Source organism: Okeania sp. KiyG1 (assembly GCF_014132355.1).
Lineage (GTDB): Bacteria > Cyanobacteriota > Cyanobacteriia > Cyanobacteriales > Microcoleaceae > Okeania.
In genome coordinates, this window is the sequence record NZ_BLZO01000044.1 from 48,952 (window position 1) to 69,511 (window position 20,560).

Annotated in this window: 21 protein-coding genes and 5 pseudogenes; 4 read left to right on the forward strand and 22 right to left on the reverse strand. The window is 38.5% G+C overall.

Annotated features, from left to right (window positions below):
- Positions 1-461: 461 nt before the first annotated feature.
- Positions 462-701 (forward strand): photosystem II protein, Psb35-related, encoded by a 240-nt coding sequence (locus SAGCYANO_RS08100; protein WP_202219601.1) that lies wholly within the window; start codon positions 462-464, stop codon positions 699-701.
- Positions 702-1,006: 305 nt separating this feature from the next.
- On the opposite strand, the gene SAGCYANO_RS08105 is transcribed toward SAGCYANO_RS08100, so the two are convergent.
- From SAGCYANO_RS08105 to SAGCYANO_RS08205, 22 genes and pseudogenes are all read right to left on the reverse strand, one after another.
- Positions 1,007-1,990 carry a DNA polymerase III subunit delta' gene (locus SAGCYANO_RS08105; RefSeq protein ID WP_202219602.1) on the reverse strand — a complete coding sequence of 328 codons (984 nt, stop codon included), beginning with the start codon at positions 1,988-1,990 and terminating at the stop codon, positions 1,007-1,009.
- 678 nt (positions 1,991-2,668) lie between these two features.
- On the reverse strand, positions 2,669-3,937 hold the full coding sequence (locus tag SAGCYANO_RS08115) for a hypothetical protein (protein WP_202219604.1): 1,269 nt from the start codon (positions 3,935-3,937) through the stop codon (positions 2,669-2,671).
- Positions 3,938-4,565: 628 nt separating this feature from the next.
- Positions 4,566-5,456, reverse strand: coding sequence for a hypothetical protein (locus SAGCYANO_RS08120; RefSeq protein ID WP_202219605.1), 891 nt, complete (start codon positions 5,454-5,456; stop codon positions 4,566-4,568).
- A 39-nt stretch (positions 5,457-5,495) separates the two neighbouring features.
- A pseudogene (locus SAGCYANO_RS50145) lies at positions 5,496-5,558 on the reverse strand (hypothetical protein); the annotation flags it as partial.
- A 152-nt stretch (positions 5,559-5,710) separates the two neighbouring features.
- The gene (locus tag SAGCYANO_RS47400) at positions 5,711-6,016 is read right to left on the reverse strand and encodes a transposase (RefSeq protein WP_255502492.1); all 306 of its coding nucleotides are present in this window, start codon (positions 6,014-6,016) and stop codon (positions 5,711-5,713) included.
- On the reverse strand, positions 5,956-6,627 hold the full coding sequence (locus tag SAGCYANO_RS08130) for a transposase (protein WP_255502493.1): 672 nt from the start codon (positions 6,625-6,627) through the stop codon (positions 5,956-5,958). Before SAGCYANO_RS08130 ends, SAGCYANO_RS47400 begins: the two co-directional genes overlap by 61 nt.
- Positions 6,569-6,847: a helix-turn-helix domain-containing protein gene (locus tag SAGCYANO_RS44370; protein ID WP_307785837.1), complete on the reverse strand. Its 279-nt coding sequence runs from the start codon at positions 6,845-6,847 to the stop codon at positions 6,569-6,571. Before SAGCYANO_RS44370 ends, SAGCYANO_RS08130 begins: the two co-directional genes overlap by 59 nt.
- A gap of 283 nt (positions 6,848-7,130) precedes the next feature.
- Positions 7,131-7,619, reverse strand: a complete 489-nt coding sequence (locus tag SAGCYANO_RS08135; protein ID WP_202219606.1) for a WD40 repeat domain-containing protein — start codon at positions 7,617-7,619, stop codon at positions 7,131-7,133.
- 102 nt (positions 7,620-7,721) lie between these two features.
- A pseudogene (locus tag SAGCYANO_RS44375) lies at positions 7,722-7,874 on the reverse strand (WD40 repeat domain-containing protein); the annotation flags it as partial.
- Positions 7,871-9,466: a hypothetical protein gene (locus SAGCYANO_RS08140; RefSeq protein ID WP_202219607.1), complete on the reverse strand. Its 1,596-nt coding sequence runs from the start codon at positions 9,464-9,466 to the stop codon at positions 7,871-7,873. The pseudogene SAGCYANO_RS44375 and the gene SAGCYANO_RS08140, both read right to left, overlap by 4 nt.
- A 301-nt stretch (positions 9,467-9,767) precedes the next feature.
- The gene (locus SAGCYANO_RS08145) at positions 9,768-10,256 is read right to left on the reverse strand and encodes an ATP-binding protein (protein WP_202219608.1); all 489 of its coding nucleotides are present in this window, start codon (positions 10,254-10,256) and stop codon (positions 9,768-9,770) included.
- A 173-nt stretch (positions 10,257-10,429) separates the two neighbouring features.
- A complete protein-coding gene (locus SAGCYANO_RS08150; protein WP_202219609.1) occupies positions 10,430-11,050 on the reverse strand; it encodes a tetratricopeptide repeat protein in 621 nt (206 codons plus the stop codon).
- A gap of 288 nt (positions 11,051-11,338) precedes the next feature.
- Positions 11,339-11,764, reverse strand: a complete 426-nt coding sequence (locus tag SAGCYANO_RS08155; RefSeq protein WP_202219610.1) for an IS200/IS605 family accessory protein TnpB-related protein — start codon at positions 11,762-11,764, stop codon at positions 11,339-11,341.
- A 255-nt stretch (positions 11,765-12,019) separates the two neighbouring features.
- Positions 12,020-12,346: a transposase gene (locus SAGCYANO_RS08165; RefSeq protein ID WP_202219612.1), complete on the reverse strand. Its 327-nt coding sequence runs from the start codon at positions 12,344-12,346 to the stop codon at positions 12,020-12,022.
- 116 nt (positions 12,347-12,462) lie between these two features.
- The gene (locus tag SAGCYANO_RS08170) at positions 12,463-12,816 is read right to left on the reverse strand and encodes a WD40 repeat domain-containing protein (protein WP_202219613.1); all 354 of its coding nucleotides are present in this window, start codon (positions 12,814-12,816) and stop codon (positions 12,463-12,465) included.
- Positions 12,782-12,901, reverse strand: a pseudogene (locus tag SAGCYANO_RS08175) (hypothetical protein); the annotation flags it as partial. The gene SAGCYANO_RS08170 and the pseudogene SAGCYANO_RS08175, both read right to left, overlap by 35 nt.
- 85 nt (positions 12,902-12,986) lie before the next feature.
- A complete protein-coding gene (locus tag SAGCYANO_RS08180; RefSeq protein ID WP_202219614.1) occupies positions 12,987-13,238 on the reverse strand; it encodes a WD40 repeat domain-containing protein in 252 nt (83 codons plus the stop codon).
- 284 nt (positions 13,239-13,522) lie between these two features.
- The gene (locus tag SAGCYANO_RS08185) at positions 13,523-14,776 is read right to left on the reverse strand and encodes a WD40 repeat domain-containing protein (RefSeq protein ID WP_375339903.1); all 1,254 of its coding nucleotides are present in this window, start codon (positions 14,774-14,776) and stop codon (positions 13,523-13,525) included.
- A pseudogene (locus SAGCYANO_RS50150) lies at positions 14,756-16,090 on the reverse strand (WD40 repeat domain-containing protein); the annotation flags it as partial. The pseudogene SAGCYANO_RS50150 and the gene SAGCYANO_RS08185, both read right to left, overlap by 21 nt.
- Before the next feature lie 168 nt (positions 16,091-16,258).
- Positions 16,259-16,564, reverse strand: a complete 306-nt coding sequence (locus SAGCYANO_RS08195) for a hypothetical protein (RefSeq protein ID WP_202219617.1) — start codon at positions 16,562-16,564, stop codon at positions 16,259-16,261.
- A 17-nt stretch (positions 16,565-16,581) separates the two neighbouring features.
- Positions 16,582-16,959, reverse strand: coding sequence for a hypothetical protein (locus SAGCYANO_RS08200; protein ID WP_202219618.1), 378 nt, complete (start codon positions 16,957-16,959; stop codon positions 16,582-16,584).
- Positions 16,960-17,043: 84 nt separating this feature from the next.
- Entirely contained in the window at positions 17,044-17,271 is a 228-nt protein-coding gene (locus SAGCYANO_RS08205; RefSeq protein ID WP_202219619.1) for a hypothetical protein, read from the reverse strand.
- A 554-nt stretch (positions 17,272-17,825) separates the two neighbouring features.
- On the opposite strand from SAGCYANO_RS08205, the pseudogene SAGCYANO_RS47405 reads away from it, so the two are divergent.
- From SAGCYANO_RS47405 to SAGCYANO_RS08220, 3 genes and pseudogenes are all read left to right on the forward strand, one after another.
- Positions 17,826-18,173 (forward strand): annotated as a pseudogene (locus tag SAGCYANO_RS47405) (hypothetical protein); the annotation flags it as partial.
- Between the two features lie 11 nt (positions 18,174-18,184).
- Positions 18,185-18,556 carry a CHASE2 domain-containing protein gene (locus SAGCYANO_RS47410; RefSeq protein WP_202219628.1) on the forward strand — a complete coding sequence of 124 codons (372 nt, stop codon included), beginning with the start codon at positions 18,185-18,187 and terminating at the stop codon, positions 18,554-18,556.
- A gap of 663 nt (positions 18,557-19,219) precedes the next feature.
- Positions 19,220-20,560: ClC family H(+)/Cl(-) exchange transporter (locus tag SAGCYANO_RS08220; protein ID WP_202219620.1), on the forward strand; the 1,341-nt coding region annotated here is incomplete at its 3' end.

The window sequence follows — 20,560 nt, forward strand, 5'->3', positions numbered from 1 at the left end:
AGGTTGGCAGGGTCAATTTATTGTCACCAGAGAAAAAAGGAGGGGGTGGGAAGTGTGGGAAGGGTGGGAGGTTTGGGAAGTACAGGATCTCAAAAAGAATAGGCTTGTAAATATTCTCTGACGACAAAGAATTAGCCCTGCCAAATCTGGGGGAACCAGATTTACTCCCCCCAAGGTTGGGGGGTTGGGGGGGCAAAATGATGGTATGTGCGTAAGTTCTAATTATCTCAAATATCCAGGTAGAGAGTTGGGAAAAGTGGGAAAAACATTTCCCTATCTAAGCTTTAGCGTCAGTATTTAGTACTAAATACCTCATTCTTGACAATAAGTCAAGACTTAAGAAGTGTGGATTTCTATATTTTTTTACCCACAATACCGTAATTTATCCTAACTTGACACTTACTGCAATAAATTGTTACATTTGTTTACATAAAGATAAATAAATGTAAAGGAAAAAAGTTATGGTTATTTTAATCTCACTATTCGTTATCGGTTGGGTAGCTGCAGCAGTAATTGGAAGCCAAGCTTATTTCTTGGGCGAACAAACTAAGCCTATCCACGAGCGCAACTGGAGTTCCAAGTCTTTTGAAAATTTATCTGAATCTTTAACAGGCAATAGATTGGACTACAATCAGCGAATTCCGGCCTATAGTATGGACGCCTATACTAGCCAGCGCCTTGCTGATGGTTCAAATGTGTAGGCCATTTCAGTTATCAGTTATCAGTTATCAGTTATCAGTACCTCTATCGGTAAAGATTGATGATTTGATTTTTCGCTGACTCCTCTCTTTGAAACTTAATTGAAGTATTTTCATCCCAAGCAGATATTCTGCTGGGGTGATTTTTTTTATAAACAAAAGGGTAGTCCTGCATCGTAATGGTATACAGCAAAGAGGGATACCTGGCACGGGAGCAAGATGCTCCCACTGTTGGACTGACACAGCTAAAATGGTGCATTAGGTCATTAGGGTGGGGGGCGGGTTCATCTAAATTTAATGTTGAGCTATTAATTTAACGTGGAACCCGCCCCTACTACAGAACACATTGCCATGAAAGTACATTCCCAAACTAATCTAGGTTGGACATAGGAGAGTAAATATTTTCTAGCTGCCTCCAGATGTTTGAGACATTCCACTTTGTCAAGCTGCTGTTGTGGTTTTGCCCAATAACTATGCTGTAGATAATCTATCAACCATAACTGCGCCTCCATATCCAAATTTTTACTAATATCTCGCCCTACTTCTAGTGCTTGACGAATAGTCTTAATACCCTGAGTTACCGTTTCCAAAATATCCGCAGGAATTTCTTGTAGTTGTTGCCAAGCAGCGATCGCCTCTCCTGGACTACCTTGAGCCATCATCATCACCTCTGTATGTTTCAGAATTTCTTCATGGCCAGCTTTTTCCAATACGAGCTTCATATTCTCGTTGGCCAAACGATAAAAAGGAATGCGCTGACATCGGGACACCAAGGTGGGCAATAATGAATCAACTCCCGGAGCAATTAAAATTAAAGTTGCCCGTTTGCCTGGTTCTTCCAAAGTTTTCAACAAACCATTTGCAGCACTTTCTCTCATTGTTTCAGCTTGTTGCAAGACTACTACTGACCTTGCAGTTTCTAGGGGGGGACGGCCCAGAAATTCACTAATTTCCCGTACCTGTTCGAGACGAATTTGAGGTGGTGACTTGCGTTTGACTCCTGCCTCTGTTGCTTCTTTTGCTGAGAGTAGTTTTCCTTGGTGTAGATAGGTGGGTTCTACCCATAATAAGTCTGGATGATTTCTTTTGTGAATGCGATTTTTTAGAGATTGGTTAGCGGGGGAGTGGTTATTGGAGAATAGGAGTTCTATAAAACATTGGGCAGTTAAACTCCGTCCTATTCCTGGAGTGCCTACAAATAAATAGGCAGGGGCAATACGTTGGCGAGTAACTGCTTGAGTTAATAATTCTATGGCTTGGTTTTGTCCGATAATTGAGGTAAGTGAAGTCAAAAGTTAAAAGTTAAAAGTTAAAAGTTAAAAGTTAAAAGTCAAAATGTAGGGGCGAATGGCATTCGCCATCACTGGATTTAGTGTCTGTGCGTAAGTCCTGAAGGAGTCAGGAGTCGTAGGGGCTAATGGCCATTAGCCCCTACAGAAGTCAGGAGTTAGAAGAATGCGGGAGATGAGATTTTGATCTCCTACCTACAACCTTCTTCTATGATTATCCGAACATAATATAACCTCTCCCAGGAGGGGAATATCGAGAAAGATTTGGCAATAGCGCTCGTGAAGAGAACATTTTTTTATACCGAATTAAACAGATTTGATATAACTACCCAAATTTTTTGGTACAAAAAGAGTTGGGCAAGCGATCGGATTGAATAATATCATGTCCGAACGCAATCGTTTGTGTAAACCCAAGGGTGAATATCTACAGGAAATTTAGATTTTTTTCTTGCGAGGGTAGCTTTCTTCCCTCTTCTTTCCTCTTCCCTCTTCCAACTTCGGTCTTCCTTACCTTTGCTATACAATACCGATGCTACCGGACATGATATAAAATGTTTGAAGTCATATCATGTCTGTTTGAATCACCACATTGAAGAAGGCAGAAGGGACTTATGCTGTTGGCGCAGCATAACAAATATGGATTCTACCCCAAGCAAAAAGAGGCACTGAAAAACCAACGATCTATCTTGAAATCAAGAAAGAAAGGTCAATTCTACCAAAATTTGTACTGAGTGCTATTTGCATATTTTCCAAAACTTTAACTAACCATTGAACTTTCTTTTGTGTAGAAAATTCGTAATGCTTAAACAACAATGCAAATCGTTTGTCTAAGCTAGGTCTAACTTGTTGACAAACTAATAGTATTTTTAGTAACAATCCTGTTGTGGTTACAGGTCCTAAATTACCAACTAGATTAATAAAAAAGAAATGTTGTGGCTGCTTTGAACTATGCACAATTAATAAACTTAATAATTGATAGCAGGTCTTCATCATTAAAGATTCATTTAAGAACTGTTCATCACTATTAGACATAGTATTTTGTAAATACTTGTAGAGTTTATTCTTAAATTTAACTTCAATCCGATGAGATTCAACATTAAAGGATGTACTTAGGTATTCATAAAAACTATCTTTAAAAAGGTGATATGGTTGGGGAACTGTGGTATAAGCTAAAAACCGTTTAGCATAATCTCGATAAGTTTCATTACCTTCTACTTTTCCCACAAATTGTTTGATAGAGAATAATAGTTCATCATTGGATAATAAGGTAGGATTTGTAGCAAATGTAGCTCTTTTAACTTGACTAAGTTGTATTCTAACTAGGTGAGTAACATAATGGGATAAATCAATTTCATACTTTTGCTGTTTTTCTACTTGCATTTTTCTGATGGCTTGTTGATGTTCTTTACTGCTATTTGGACTCATTAATAAATATTTATATAAATAAGGATAGTGGTAATTAAGAATTTTTAAAGGTTTATTTAAAGGATCGTTGTTATTATTTGTAGATGATATATTTATTACTTCTACCATCCGTTTTAAACTCAAATACTCTCTACTTTGTGTAAAACATTTGATAAGTTCTAACATTTTTTTTGTTTCGCCAGGTCCGTAATAGGAAGACTCAGATTTATGAATTGTTTGCTCAAATAAATTCATCAATTGTTTTAAAGCATTTTTTTTGTCTTGAGGTAGTTGCTGATGATTAATTAAGATATAACAGCAACGATTCATAATGGCGTTAAATTTTTCTTGGCATTGAGGAAGTTGTATAATTCTCCTCACTGCTGTAGATATTTCGGGAACTTGGTATAGAGAGTATTGAATAAATAGTATCCGAAATCTCTCAATTATTTGCTCGATTGATTCAGTTACAACTAATTCCAAAAAGTGATTATAAATCTTTTGTTCTTCTCTAAAGATTTGTTGATCATCAGAATCTATAGTCATGATTTTTTTCCTGTAGATTTCATAGAAATTTGCCTCCATTAAAAAAGAACCAGGACTTACGCAAAATATCAATTTATACGCCATCTGTAGGGGCGGTTCGCGTAATTAGGAGCATTCCGGAACGGAAACCGCCCCTACTAGACGAACCGCCCCTACTAGATATGGTTGTTCTGCGTAAGTCCTGAGAACGTTATCAGTGATTAGGTATAATATACACTAGCAGTTATTTATATCATGTTCGGTTGAATACTTACACTTTGGAGGTCCGAAGGCAGAAGGCAACCCACCCTAACCCCTCCCAGGAGGGGAAGGCAGTAGGCAGTAGGGAATATTGGTTCAAGGCCAGAAGTTTTTTTTATAACTGATTATCCGTTAGCGTAGCTCCCCCTCCGGGGGAACATGATATTATTCGTAAGAAAGTTAGGTTTGTGATTGAATAGTTTTGGATATTGTATTATCTATCTCTATTATAGCCTTCACTCCAGTTCTGAAAGTGTCGCATTAGCTTGTATCCTAAACATACTCTCATTATGAATTTATTTCTGGATGAGGAGCGATAATGTGTATCAATTGTAACAAAAAATTATACTGCTGTTCTGAGCGTGCAAAAAAATACACATTGACTAACTTATATCATGTTCAAAATAATGCTGTTTAAAACTTCTGGCGTAAAGGGATTTTCATCTTTTTTTAGAGATTCAATCCAAAGCTGTCGTTGTGCTTTTTGTTCAGTGCTTTTCACTTGCTGAATAAACGCTTCAAAATCTTCAACAGCACCGTTAAAATCACCCGTTAATGCTCTGGCCAAACCTCTACTATCCCTAAACTGTGCATTTTCTGGTTGAAGTTCTACTGCATTATCACAAGCAAACATCACATCTGTGCCATGACTATGTAAGCTACCGTATCGACAGAGTTTATCCCAGTGTTTGCCAAGAATTTGTAAATTCGGATGATACTCTTGAGCCACATTATAAGCACGAATTGCTTCTTTAATTTTACCTTTTTGTGCTAACTTTCCACCTTCATCCCGGACGCCTGGTGCAGCAATCATTTTGGCTTCTGTTAATGGGTCAAATTTCAAGTTAGAATCTAGTTTTAATGCTTCTCGGTATTTAGTAGCAGCACCTTCAACATCACCATTATTGGTAACAATTCTGTTACCCTTTTCTAGGAAAAGTTGTGCTGAAGGTTGAACATCATCGCATAGATGCTTGTTGGGGTAGTTTTCAGGTTTGCTTTTCAGATAGTCATCCACCCAGTTGCAACCTCTAGCTACTAGATCGTCGAGGTCTAAATTCCATAGTCTGATAGTTTTGTCATCACTAACGGAAACGATCTGGTTACTATGGGGGCTAAAAGCAAGACTCTCAACCTGCTCTTTATGATCATTAAGAGTAAGTAAGGGAGTGCCATCAGGTTTCCAGACTCTGACTGTTTTGTCATTACTTGCTGTAGCAATTAAGTCTCCCTTGGGGCTAAAAGCAATGCCAAGCACCGGACCAGTATGCCCTATCAAGCTATCTTTGACAGTACCGTTAGGTTTCCAGAGTTTGACGGTTCTATCTCGACTGGCAGTAGCAATTAGGTCTCCGTTGGGACTGAATACAATACTGTAAATAGTCCGTTCTACTAAACTTACCCAAACTTACCCATGAGGGTTTTGGAGCTAGCTTCCTGTTTTCCTACGGAATGCTGCGCAAACACTGAAGACCACTGACCGCAGTCTGCAACTTATCTTCTCCACAGGCTTCAAATCGCTTGGAACTCAAGCTACTTGTTCACATAGTTTTCTAGATTGACAGCAGCATTCAAGTCTCTGTCTGCACTCAAACCACAGTTGCTACATTCGTAAGTTCTCTTATGTAACGGCATTTTCTGTTGATGCCCACAGTGAGAACATATTTGAGAACTTGGATAAAATCTATCTGCTATCACTAACTTACTTCCATACCATTCACACTTGTATGTAAGTTGACGCTTAAACTCATAAAACCCACAGTCTGCTATAGCACTTGCTAGTTTATGATCTCTTGGTCGATTGGATATGGCAAGGAAACCTCGCCATCCCTCGACCACTTTTTGACCATTCCACTTACATTCAAGTCTTCTATCACTATGGTGCTGTGGTTTTTAGCTAACCATGTTGTTACTTTATGCAGTGTATCTGCTCTGATATCAGCTACTTTTTTGTGCAATCTTGCTAGTTTTTTGATCGCTTTGACTCTGTTTTTCGACCCTGGCTTTTTTTTGCTGACAAGGCGTTGATAACGAGTTAGTCGTTTTTTCCTTTGTTTGTAGGCTTTAACGTTAGCGTAGGTTGTTCCATCGCTACAGGTGGCTAGGGCGTTTATACCCACATCTACACCGATAATATCTCGTTCTTTTGTAGTAGGATTTGATTGATGATCGTATTTAAAACTTATATACCAATTACCCGCACATTTTGAGATTGTCACGTTTTTAACTGGCACAGAAGGTAAGATTTCATAAGTTTTAACTATTCCTATTCTTGGTAGTTTTATGTAGTTTCCTTTCAGGATTTTGATACTTCCTTCTAAATAGAAACTGTCTTTTTTCCCTTTTTTCTTAAAGACCGGAAACCCACGTCCGGGAATAGTTAGAAAGTTTTTAAATGCCCTCTCTAAATCTCTTAATGCTTGCCCTTGGTGCACATTTTGATACTTCATAGTACCAGGGATTTTCACTTTTTACTTCCCTCACCAAACGCTTATGTAAAGTGATAGCACTCAGTCGTTTCTTGTTTGATTTATATTCACAGATGCAAGTTGCTGAACCCCAGTTGTAAGCGTGCCTAGCTACACCTGCGTGTTTAGCAAGTATTGTTTTTTGGTAATTGTTAACTTTTAATTTGGTCTTGATTGATTGCATTTGAACTGGTAATATCATGTCCGGATAATTAGTGATAAAAAAACTTTCTCCTTCTTCTCCTGTTCTTGTTCTTCCTTCTTCCTTCTTTCTTCTTCCTTTTTTCTTCTTCTTTCTTCTTTCTTCTTTCTTCCCTCCTGACTCCTGACTCCTGACTCCTCGGTCGTTATTTATAACTGTTCAACCGGACATGATATAAGCCATGAAAAAAAGTCTTTGATAATTTTGGTTTATAGATTAATGTATGATAGCAGATAATCAGCATATTTTCAATACTTATTAATATTTGTCAAATTTTGTCCAATTATTTGGCTTCAGTAGTTATCCCTTTATGTACTTCAAATGTATTGACTAGCTTGACTAGATTTCCATCAAATGTCCAGAGTTTAGCTTTCCCGTCAAGACTGGCAGTAGCAATCAGGTTTCCTTTGGGACTGATGGCAACATCGGTGATTTCATGGCCATGTTTTGTATTTACTTCTCTGATGAAACTACCATCAGCTTTCCATATTTTAATATTTCTGTGTAGACCCGCAACAATTAGGTCTCCCTTGGGACTGAAGGTAATATTATAAGAGTTGCGATCGCGTAATTCTTCATCGGTCAGGTCAAGAACTTTTGTACCATCTGGTTTCCATAGTTGGGCTATACCGAGATGGGTGATGGTAGCGATAAACTCACCGTTAGGACTAAAGGCGACATCTGTTACCCAATTATTGTGCTTGATGTTAGGCTGTATTAAAGTACCATCAAGTTTTCGCAGTTGAAGTGTGTTTTGGTTATAACAACCCAAAGTAATTAGGTTATTAGGACTAACGGCAACACGCCTACAATGATAATTATCAAGTTGGCTTTTGGCGAATGTGTCTTGATCAGGAATGGTATTCCAAAGTCTTACTGTTTCGTCAGCACTAGCAGTAGCTATTAAATCTCCTTTGGGACTGAAGGCAATGCTATAAATTTTCTCATTGTGTCCTTCAAGAGTGTCTACATGAGTACCATCTGGTTTCCAAATTCTGACGGTATTATCTTCACTAGCACTAGCTATTTGTTCCCCATTGCCACAATATTCCGTCGCCGTTTTCGATCGCGTAACTTCGCACTTTCTCGAATAAACTTTTGTTCTTTTTCTGAAAGTTCATCGCAATGGTCTTTGAGTTGTTCCTGGGCCTGAGCGAGTGCCGCTCCCCGTAATAGTTGTCCTTCATCTCGCCCCATTTCTTGCCACTGATCTATGGAACCTCGTAGTCGTTCTTGCCAAGCACGAAATTCTCGGTCTGTTTCCATCCATCCTTTCAGTTGACCCCAGTTACGAATTAAGGCTTCATGGACTACTTCGACGGTTTCTTGCCCTGAATTTTCTTCTGTTTCACTGGTAATAACAGTGCGACTGGTGACAACTAACCGTGCATCAGCTAATTTTTTGACTAAATTCCAGTTTGTCTTGTTTAATTCTGCTTTAGTTGCCACTCTTCGGGTGTCTTCGGTGCCTTCTCCGGGTCGTACTAACTGCACAAAAATTCGATGTACTTGTTGTTGTTCTTCTGGTTTAAGTTTACTAAATTTGTCATCAGCATAACGAGTTAATGCACCAGAAACTTGACCTATTTCTTCATAAGCTTGATGAGTTAATTGTTTGCCTTGGCGTTTTTTCCATAGTTCTGTTAAAGCAAATTCTAATAGGGGTAGATTTCCTGGTTCTTTGTCTACATCTTCAAGAATACGTTCAACCAGTCCGCTTTCAAAATTGACACCTAATTTTTGAGCTGGTTTTTCAATAACTTCTCTTAGTTCTTTTGAGTTCATGGAGCGAATTTTTACATCCCCATTTCGCAAGACATCTGCTAATGGTGGATAAGATAATACATTCCCTAAAAAATCAGCCCGCATTGTAGCAACTAATACTGTGGATAAGGATGATTTTTCGGTTAAGGACCGGAATGTATATAAGAGAGTATCAAGAAATTTCCGGCGGATTTGTTCATCATTACAAAGAGTGTAAAGTTCTTCAAATTGGTCGGCAATTAATAAAGTTCTGTTATGGGGATGATTATGCTGTATTTGTTCAAAAACTTTGGATAATTGATTGGTTTTTTTTGTATCTTTGAGATACTCAGATAAGTCGTCAGCTTGAGTCAGAAGTTGAGTTTCATTGAGGTTGGGTGCGTAGAGTGGAATTAAGGCACGAGCTAGAGCATAAAATGGGTCTCCTCCGGGACGGAAATGGGTAAATTGCCAATGTCTGGCTTTGACTAATTTTGGTACTAATCCTGCTAAAATCACTGAAGATTTGCCACTTCCAGACGCTCCTAATACGGGAATAAAATTACGAGTTTCTGTATATTGATAGAGTTCTTCTACAAATACTTCTCGCCCAAAGAAATATTCGGCATTTTCCGGGTTAAAGTGATATAAACCTTGATAGGGACAAGGTAAATTATCATCTATATCTTCCTCAGTAGATGTTGTAATTGTTTGTTTTTCATAATAATAGTTATAAATGACAGTACGAGATTGATTAATACTTACATCTTTGGCTGAATTTACAGAATTCATGGCATTTTCGTTGCCAATAAAATCTATATTTCCAGTAGTTTGGTTTTGATTGGATAGGGATTTATCATTTTGTTCTGTAGTCATAATCTCATATGTGTAAAAAGTCTATATCTTGTTCGGAGATGTCTATTGGGCGTTGCTGATTCTGGGTATGATGCAAGCCCCCCTAGCCCCCCAATGCGTGGGGGGAATAAAACTCTAAAAGTCCCCCCTTATTAATCCCCCTCCCGTCCCCCGATCCTGCGGGGGAAGCCAGAGGATGCTGCGCTTTTTGTTGAATGGGGGATGCGCGGGGGCGAAGGCGAGAACCAAACAATCGCGCATTCATACTTCAATTCAGCAACGCCGTCTATTGATTATATTGAAATGGTTTAGTATCCATTAATTATTGTTGATCCAGCCAATCTTTATCGTAGATACTCAACAGTTTTGTCAAGATATCAAAAAACTGTTTTTCTGTTCCATCAATAAATTTGCTCGATTTTAGAGATGTCTTGAATTCAGGAATAACACCTGCACGAACTAATGATGACTTACCACTTCCTGATGCTCCTAAAACTAAAGTAAAGCTACTTTTATTCACTGCTGCAAATAGTTTATTAATCAAAGCATCCCGACCAAAAAAGTATTCTCTATCTTGAAAATTAAACCTTTTTAGTCCTTGATACGGAGAATCTTTAATCAGTTGTTGCTGAATAATCTTCTCAGTGGATACTTCATTATAAATGTAGGTAACATGACGAGATTGATTAACATTTACAGTGCCTTCTTTTGTATTGACAAGATTTACAGGATTTTCACTACCAGAAACTGTCACATCTCTGGCTGTTAGATTTTGATTGGATAAGGGTTTATCATTTTGTTCTGTAGTCATAATCTAAATTAGTTACTATTTTTCTTAGGTTAATTAAATACAGCAAATTCCAAGTATATGAAGTACAGATATTAATAATTAAATTTTCCCAGTCCGAGCATCTTGCTCGCGTGATTGTACTTCACCAAAGCTGATAGCTGATGGCTGACAGCTGAATGCTTCTCAAATTACTCCTAACGAAGCTTTTCTAATTCCTCTGTTGTCAAGGGATTTTCTCCTTTTTTCAAAGTATCAACCCAACTTTTTCGTCGTGCTTTTGCATCTTCATAACCTTTATTATCTATTCTTTCAATAAACATCTCAAAGTCTTCAATAGCACCCTGAAAATCACCCGTTAATGCTCTGGCCAAACCTCGACGATCTCGAAACCATTCATTATCAGGCTCCAATTCAACTGAATTTTCACAGGCAGACATTACCTTTTTTGCTTGCTTGTTCAGAATACCTTGCTGACAAATATTATCCCAATCTGGGGCATAAATTTCTAAACTTGAATCTAATTTTTTCCCTTGATTATAAGCAGAAATAGCTTCATCAAATTTCTGATTTTTTATTAATTTCCTGCCACTCCGTAACAGACTTGCTGCTGCATAATTTAAACTGAAATCAGAGTCTAGTTTTACTGCCTTTTGGAAAGCAGAAATCGCTTCATTAATTTCACCCTCTGCTGCTAACTTCTCACCGTACGAAAAAAACTGTAGAAAAATGAAACAGCTTTTATCTTGATATTGGATTAACCAATACTGGCGCTCTCGGCACAGCTCACTATTCCCATCCTCCGGAATGCTACGCAAACGGCAGTAAATGCCCCTGGGAATTTCTTATCTTATATTTGAAGACTGCCGTTGATATCGGCATTAATCACTTTACCTGTTGCACTTCTGAATAAGCCACGCTTGACTCGTTTACCTACATACAATTCATGCTTACAGGGCAATTCCAGGTCAAGTGCAGATGTCTTATATCAAATCCGGTAGCATCGGTGTAATTAGATGGGGAGATGGGGGATGGGGAGATGGGGGGATGGGGAGATGGAGAAATATTTGGTAATCGTTGAAGATGGAACATTTTTTTATACCGAATTAAACGGATTTGATATTACTGGTGTAACTTTCTTCGGTTTCAATGACTTTTACCCCAGCCAGTTCACACTTATAAGTTATCTGTTGAATTAACTTATAGTGAGGTATTTGAGTAAAATTTTGGTTGTTTTTTTTGCCCATATTTGCACCTTGTTTCCAGTTATCATTTTTTCCAATGACTACAGTACCAATATTATTTGTGGTTAAATACTCAACCACTAAGAAACTGGTGTTATGCAAATAATTCTCGACAAAACGATTTCGGTGATAGGTTAACGCTTCAATCTTACGGCTAGTTTTTCTGTTGCCTTTGAGATGACTTTGGTACTTAGCTTTACGCTTGTTATATAATTGATTGATGCTTTTTAGTGGCTTCCCATTAATCAGCAGTGGTTTGACACCAGGCTGGCTTTGTAGATAGAGCAACTAATCTATCAATCCCTAAGTCTATTCCGGCTACATATGTTGAGTGTATTTGTGGCTGAGGATGTTTTTTCATATACTACTTCAATTATATAGCAACCAGTGGCAGGTACTATTCTGACTTCAACTACAGTATCCACAACTACAGGTATTTTGATTTCACTCATTGATAAGTGACAAATACCATTCTTCAAAGGGGCTTTATAGACTGATTCCTGTATGAATAGATAACTACATTCCTACCTTTGAGTTTTGTCCTTATACTTTGGGTATTTTGGGCTTAGCCAAAAACTTACAGGGATGTTTTGACCATTCTTTTACAGCCTGAAAATAACCACGCCAAGTTGCAATCAAGGATTTGATTATTTGTTTTGATACTTTAGTTGGTAATGCTCTGTAAGCATCGCTATCTTTGGTGGTGTGGTAAAGTTGAGTTAAATCCAGACTATGACCAGTACAAAAAAAATGCTGACGACAGTAATAATTAGCCAAATTATACAAGTTTTTTGACTTAAAGGCTAAGTCATCGCACAACTGCCAATACTGGTGTGCTTGTCTAATAATATGTCTGTCAACAACTCTCATTGGACGCTCAACTCCCACTCGGCGCATGTGGTAACAAAAGATTAATTACCTATTTAATTTTAGAACACTGTTTATTGATTTTACAACTATTTACTACGGTTTAAGTTTAACAGTTACTAACCCTGCAAAAACAAAGCCGTTGCCGAAGTTTCTACACCACAGAGACGACGCTCCTCTTCGGTAACATTGGGATTGTTTTTCAAGTAGTCACTCATCCACTGACAAGGATAAGGTAGAAGGTCATCCTGGTTAAAGCTCCACAGTTTCACTTTGCCATCCCAACTTGCAGAAGCGAGCAAATCTCCTTTGGGACTAAATGCTACATCCATGACAACTTTTTCATGGCCGGTGAGAGTGTGCACTAAAGTACCATCTGGCTTCCACAATTTCACTGTTTTGTCACCACTAGCAGAAGCAATCAAATCTCCTTTGGGGCTAAATGCTACACTGCATGACCCAGTATCTGTCATGACCGGTGAGAGTGTGCACTAAAGTACCATCTGGTTTCCACAGTTTCACTGTGTTGTCACCACCAGCAGAAGCAAGCAAATCTCCTTTGGGACTAAATGCTACATCGTAGACACCATTGTTATGCCTCGCTTAGAGTCTTGCAGTAATGTGCCATCGGGTTTCCACAGTTTCACCGTGTATTATCCAAACTTCCAGAAGCAAGCAAATCTCCTTTGGGGCTAAATGCTATACTCCAGACAGCTCTTTCATGTTCGGTGAAAGTGTTCATCAAAGTCCCATCTGGTTTCCACAGTTTCACTGTGTTATCCCAACTTGTAGAAGCAAGTAAATCTCCTTTGGGGCTAAATACTACATCTATGACAACTTTTTCATGGCCACTGAGACTTCGCACCAACGTACCATCTGGTTTCCACAGTTTCACTGTCTTATCAGTGACACGTAGAAGCAAGCAAATCTCCTTTGGGACTGAATGCCACACCCCAGACAGCTATTCTTCCATGGCCCTCTGAAAGTCCTGAGTAATGTGCCATCAGGTTTCCACAATTTCACTGTCTTATCGCGACTCGCAGAAGCAATCAAATCTCCTTTGGGAGTTGAATGCCACATCCCAGACAGTAATTCTCATGGCTCCCTGAAAGTCTTGCAGTAATGTGCCATCTAGCTTTCCACAGTTTCACCATTGTAGTCACCAACTGGCAGAAGCAATCAAATCTCCTTTGGGATTGAATGCCACGCCCCATGACAGCTAAATGTCATCCTATGGCTCCGACTTACAAGTCTGGTGAGAGTGCACACTAAGGTGCCATCAGGTTTCCACAATTTCACTGTCTTATCGCGACTCGCAGAAGCAATCAAATCTCCTTTGGGATTGAATGCCACACCCCAGACAGTATTCTCATGGCTCCCTAAAGTCTTGAGTAATGTGCCATCAGCTTTCCACAGTTTCACCATGTAGTCACCACTGGCAGAAGCAATCAAATCTCCTTTGGGATTGAATGCCACGCCCCAGACAGTATTCTCATGGCTCCCTAAAGTCTTGAGTAATGTGCCATCAGGTTTCCACAATTTCACTGTCTTATCACGACTCGCAGAAGCAATCAAATCTCCTTTGGGATTGAATGCCACGCCCCAGACAGTATTCTCATGGCCCTCGAAAGTCTTCAGTAATGTGCCATCAGGTTTCCACAGTTTCACTGTGTTGTCACCACTGGCAGAAGCAATCAAATCTCCTTTGGGGCTGAATGCCACACCATAAACAGAACTATCATGGCCCTCAAAAGTCTTGAGTAATGTGCCATCAGGTTTCCACAATTTCACTGTGTTGTCACGACTCGCAGAAGCAATCAAATCTCCTTTGGGACTGAATGCCACACCCCAGACAGTATTCTTATGCCCCTCTAAAGTCCTGAGTAATGTGCCATCAGGTTTCCACAATTTCACTGTGTTGTCACGACTCGCAGAAGCAATCAAATCTCCTTTGGGGCTGAATGCCACACCATAGACACTATTAAGATGCCCCTCTAAGCTATTAATTTCTTTCTCTCCTGGCCAGTAAACAGTTCTTTGCAGGAGATTGGTAGCCTGGTGTATCTCAGGTATTGTTTTATTTGCTCTTTGCTCCAGTTTGAGAACTTCTAACTGTATGTCTAAGCTTTCCTCTCCTAAGACTAAACGAGTATTTAAAGCTCTCATCTCTGCTTTTTGTTCACTAATGACAGCTTTACGTCGTTGAATTTCTGACCACACAGCAAGTAGGGAAATTATCACGGAAAATGCGACCATTCCTGCTAACATTCGTTGACGTTTACGTTGCTTATATTTCTGACTTTTCCGAATAAATTCTTGCTCCCCTTCTGACAGTTCATCCCGACGGTCTTTGAGTTGTTCCTGGGCCTGAAGCAACGCCACTCCCCGTAATAGCTGCCCCTTATCCTGTTTCATTTCCTGCCACTGACGCATTGCTCCCCGCATTCGTTCTTGCCAGGCACGAAATTCTCGGTCATTTTCCATCCATTCTTTTAGTTGGCCCCAGTTTCTAATTAAAGCTTCATGGACTACCTCAACGATTTCTTGCCCAGAATTATTTTCTGTTTCACTGCTAACAACAGTACGACTGGTGACAACTAACCGCGCATCAGCTAATTTTTTGACTAAATTCCAATTGGTTTGGCTTAATTCTGCTTTAGTTGCCACTCGTCGGGTATCTTCCGTGCCTGCACCAGGGTGAACTAACTGCACAAAAATTCGATGGACTTGCTCTTGCTCTTCTGGTTTAAGTTTACTAAATTTGTCATCAGCATAACGAGTTAATGCACCGGAAACTTGACCAATTTCTTCATAAGCTTTATGAGTTAATTTTTTGCTTTTTCGTTGTTTCCAAAGTTCTGTCAGAGCAAATTCTAATAGGGGTAAATTTCCTGGTTCTTTGTCTACATCTTCAAGAATACGTTCAACCAGTCCGCCTTCAAAGTTGACTCCTAATTTTTGAGCAGGTTTTTTAATAACTTCTGTCAGTTCTTCAGAGTTCATTGGCCCTAGCTTAATATCTCCTTTTTGCAAGACATCAGCTAAAGGTCGATAGGAGAGAGCATTCCCTAAAAAATCTGCCCGCATTGTGACAACTAATACTGTTGATAAAGATGATTTTTAGGGGAAAAATTGAAATGTTTGTAAGAGAAGATCGATAAATTTACGGCGGATTTGTTCATCGTTACAAAGGGTGTAAAATTCCTCAAATTGGTCGGCAATTAATAAAGTTCTGTTATTGGGATAGTTCTGTTGAATTGTGGCAAAAACATCAGATAATGGAATTGTATTGTCTTGAAAATATCCTGATAATTTCCGAGCTTGAGCCATGCGGTCTGTTTCGTCAAGATTCTGCACATAAAGTGGAACTAATGCTTGAGCCAAAGCTAGAAACGGGTCTGTTCCGGGACGAAAATGGGTAAATTGCCAATGTCCGGCTTTGACTAATTTCGGTACTAATCCTGCTAAAATAACTGAATATTTCCCACTTCCTGATGCTCCTAATACAGGAATAAAATTGTGAGTTTCTGTATATTGATAGAGTTCTTCAATAAATACTTCGCGACCAAAGAAATATTCGGCATTTTCTGGATTAAAATGATACAAAACTTGATAGGGGCAAGGTAAATTATCATCTATATCTTCCTCAGTAGATGTTGTAATTTTTTGTTTTTCATAATAATAGTTATAAATGACAGTACGAGATTGATTAATACTTACATCTTTGGCTGAATTTACAGAATTCATGGCATTTTCGTTACCAAAAACTCTATATTTCCAGTAGTTTGGTTTTGATTGGATAGGGATTTATCATTTTGTTCTGTAGTCATAATATAGTTATTGAAGATATTATTTGAATCTAATTCAGTAGACGCGAACCCCCGAAGCAATCTAACTCTTGATTAAGACAGAAAATTAAATCCAAACTTTGGCTAAAATTGTTGCAACTTTCATCACAGGTCCAGCTAATTTTTCTACACCTTCTAATCCTTTTTTTAGTGCCTCAACTGCTTCATCTATTAAGCCTTTGTCAGGTTGAGGTTTCTTTAATTCTGCTTCTAACATTTCAACAGGAATTTCAGCTTGTTTCTTCTGAATTAAACTCAGAGAATTTGTTGTAGCAATTTCCTGTTTAAGTTTTCCTAATTCAGCTAATGCTGTATCTATTTTTGATTCATAATTTTCTCCAAAAGTTTGAGTGTGGCTTTGGTCAATATTCATATTGCCACTGGCACTATTTATGGCATTAAAATTATTATCACTTCCACTAAAACTAATATCACCAAAGATTGGGATTTATTGGCAGTTTGAGTTAGGTCACGTCCAGCTTGACCCACTGGACCTTTAACAGTACCGCCACTAAATGTCATGGTTTGAGATACAGGTGGAGAGGACAAATTATCTTTATTTTCAGTGACTTTTGTTTCCTGAATATCAGAATTATTAGGTCGAGGTCGATATCGAATTTTTGGGGTTTCTGACTCAGAAATTCCTTCTAAATTAATAGCAGTACAAGCAAATTTAAAAGATTGATCGTAGGTTTTTCCTGCTCCTAATGCTTCGTAAAATGCTGTGGCAAAATTAATTGCTGCTGTATCTCCAATTGCTTGATTCATACCAATAACACAATCAATATATTGATAAATTGCTTGGGCTTGTTGTTCGCTGTAGCAGGCATTGAGAATTACACATTCAACTTGTTATTGAAACTGTTTAAAAAGTAGTGCTAAGGCTTCAGTACTGACAAGTTTTATTTTCCCAGAATCATCTTCTAAAATTAGTCCGTCACTACCTGCACCATGGCCGGAAAAATGCACAATTGCCCGTTCATTATCTTCTAATTCTAATAATGTTCGTCGTAAATCTTTGACTCGAACGGCTAATTTACTGACTACTTGAAATTCATCTCGTTTTTTTGATTGTTTCAACGCATCATCAATTGCGTTATGTTCTTTGCCTAAACGTAACTGACTTGAATCTGTGGGATTTGATAATAAAATGAGTATTTTTTCATGGCTATAATTTCCTTTAATTAATAGGTAAGCATTCAGCAGTCAGCCATCAGCTATCAGCTATCAGCTATTTGTTATTAACTCATTAAACAAGATGATTTAATTATTTTATACCAATTCCCAAAAATAATGCTATACTTCTGATGAACTTCAGTTATTAAGTAATAATAATGATTCAGTAATGAATGTAGAGGATTATCGGCATTAATTCAAAATATATTATGCTTTTGAACCCTACTCCCTACTCCCAAGGAGATGTAGCAAAACTTTTGAGAAATGGTATTAGTAGGTTTGGTTGACGTAGGAAACCCAACAATAATAAGGCTGTGTTGGGTATCACTTCGTTCTACCCAACCTACATTTTTAGGCGTGTCGGTCCAGTCGTTACGCTCTAAGCTGTTTGTAGTGCTAGTGAATATCACAATAATAAACCTGGTACTACACCTCCTCAAGGAGTACCAGAAGAACGTTTAGGTTTTACTGATTTTGTTGTCGATCATGGTCAAGTTGATGTTCTCCGTCGCCATTTAATGTTTATGGGAAAAGAAGAGCAAGACCCTTGTCAAACAAGTTATTCGTTAAGTGCTAGGGTTGCTTTTAATTATTTGGAAAGTCAAGGAATTAAACTAGAGTTTACTTCGAGTGGAAATTTTAAAGTTGGTGATGTTGTTTTTAAGGAGCTTGTGGAAAGACAAGGTATTTATCAAAAAGTTGATGATGGTGGGTTTCAAGTTTTACTTAATTATAGAAATGCCGTTCGAGTTGCTAATTATATTAGTATTTCGGATATTTTATCTGGAGAATTTGATGGTTTTTAGTTAGGGATAAAATTGTACTTATTGGTAGTACAGATCCTTATGCGAACGAGAAATTTTATACTCCTTATAGTTATGTTGAAACTATTTCTCAGAAGCAAATGTCTGGGGTTGTTTTACACGCACATCAGGTTAGTCAAATTATTAGGGCGGTTTTGGATGGTAGACCTTTAATTACATTTTGGAGTTGGTGGGTAGAGTGGTTATGGATTTTTGGTTGGTGTGGTGTGGGGAGTGCGATCGGTTATTGTTTTCGTCGAGTTTTATTGTTTGTCTTATTTATAGGAGGAAATATTATTATCAGGACTTACGCAAAGGCACTATATATGGTGAGTCGCTCTGTTAAGCTAGCGCTAACACACCCTACCAATAGCGTTTATGCGTAAGTCCTATAATTATTAATTGTTGAAACCGATGCTACCGGATTTGATATTAAGTTAGGGTTGCCATCAGATTAGCAACATACAAGAGTCAGAATAATTGAGTTGATGGAGATTATCATCCCAGTAAGCACATCAGAATAATTGGGTTGATAGAAATTATCATCCCAGTAAGCACATCAGAATAATTGGGTTGATAGAAATTATCATCCCAGTAAGCACATCAGAATAATTGGGTTGATAGAAATTATCATCCCAGTAAGCACATCAGAATAATTGGGTTGATAGAGATTCTCATCCCAGTAAGCATATCAGAATAATTGAGTTGATAGAGATTCTCATCCCAGTAAGCACATACATCAAAAATAATGAAATTATCATTCCATTAAGCACATTCGCACTCCCATTAACCAGGGTTGTTTAATTAAGGGTGAAACCTATTAGGGGAGTGAGTTTGGGAGGTATAGGTTTATGGGGTATATGGGAAAATAGAACTCCCAAACAGTTAATTCAACCCTTATGGTTGCAGCTTTTCTCTAGACTCCCCACATTCCCCTGCTACCAGGTTTGATATTAACCCATAACAAAAAGATAAAAAAGAGCCACTAAGAACTAGAATAAACACAAAACTCTATTCCATACTGCCAAAACAACACCCTAAACTCTGTTATGTGGCATCAGTATATCCGACAAGAAGTTCAAATTCATCTCAAAAACTTTATTTATCCACTGCTCAGACCAAAACGTCTGGCAGTCTTTGAAGCTTGCTTAATCGGAATGGTATCTGGTTTAGCAGCAGTAATACTAAAAGAAGGTGCAGGATGGCTAGGTAGTTTGCGTATAGCTGCATCCCTCAAATATCCACCCTGGTTATTATTACCAATTTTTGGCGCGGTGGGAGGACTTGTCGCAGGTTTATTAGTAGAGCGTTTAGCACCAGAAACAGGAGGAAGTGGAGTACCTCAAGTAAAAGCTGCCCTCGCAGGTATGCGAATTCCGTTAAACTTCCCGATCGCCATGGTCAAAATGTTCACTACCATCCTGACAGTGGGTTCTGGATTAACATTAGGGCGACAAGGCCCAACAGTACAAATAGGTGCATCCTTGGCAGCTTGGATCAGTCGTTTAGTTCCTACTTCTCCAAATTACCGTCGTCAGTTAATTGCCTGTGGTGCTGCTGCTGGGTTAGCTGCTGGTTTCAACGCCCCCATCGCCGGAGTCTTATTTGTAGTAGAAGACCTAATGCACGATGTTTCTGGTATCACCTTAGGACCAGCAATTATTGCTTCTTTCGTTGGTGCAGTTGTTTCCCAAATGCTAGGGGGAGAAAGTTTATACTTAGATAAGAACACTTACTTAGATACCTCAATTACAGGATTTTTACACCTCAAAGAGATTCCTTTTTACATAATTTTGGGAATATTAGCAGGTTTATTAGGAACAGCATTTAGCCGAGGAATTATTGCAGCTTTCATATTTGAGCGCCGACTAAACTTAACATTACCTTGGCGAATAGCTCTCACAGGATTAATTAGTGGTTTAATTATCGCATTTTTACCAGATTCATTTCGTAACCATACAGCTTTAAGAGAATTGCTAGGCAGTAACGAAGCCAGCTTGAAATTGAGTTTCATTGCTTTTACCGAACACTTTATCTTGACAATATTTGCCGCCAGCTCCGGTGCCCCTGGCGAGATTTTTGCTCCATCTTTAGTTATTGGGTCGGCCCTCGGTCGGATAGTTGGAATTTGCCAAAGTAATGTAGTCGGTCTGGAACAACCAACAATTTTTGCTCTAGCAGGAATGGGTGCATTCTTTTGCGCTGTTTCAAGGGCACCCATGACAGCAGTAGTAATTATTTTTGAGAAGACACAAGATTTTCGCTTAGTATTGCCACTAATGATTGTTTCTATTGTTGCTTTATTGACCGCAGAAAAGATAGATCAAAAGTCTCTCTCCGACAGGATTTTAGATTTCAAAGGTCTGCCACTCAAGAAAAAGAAGTCAAAA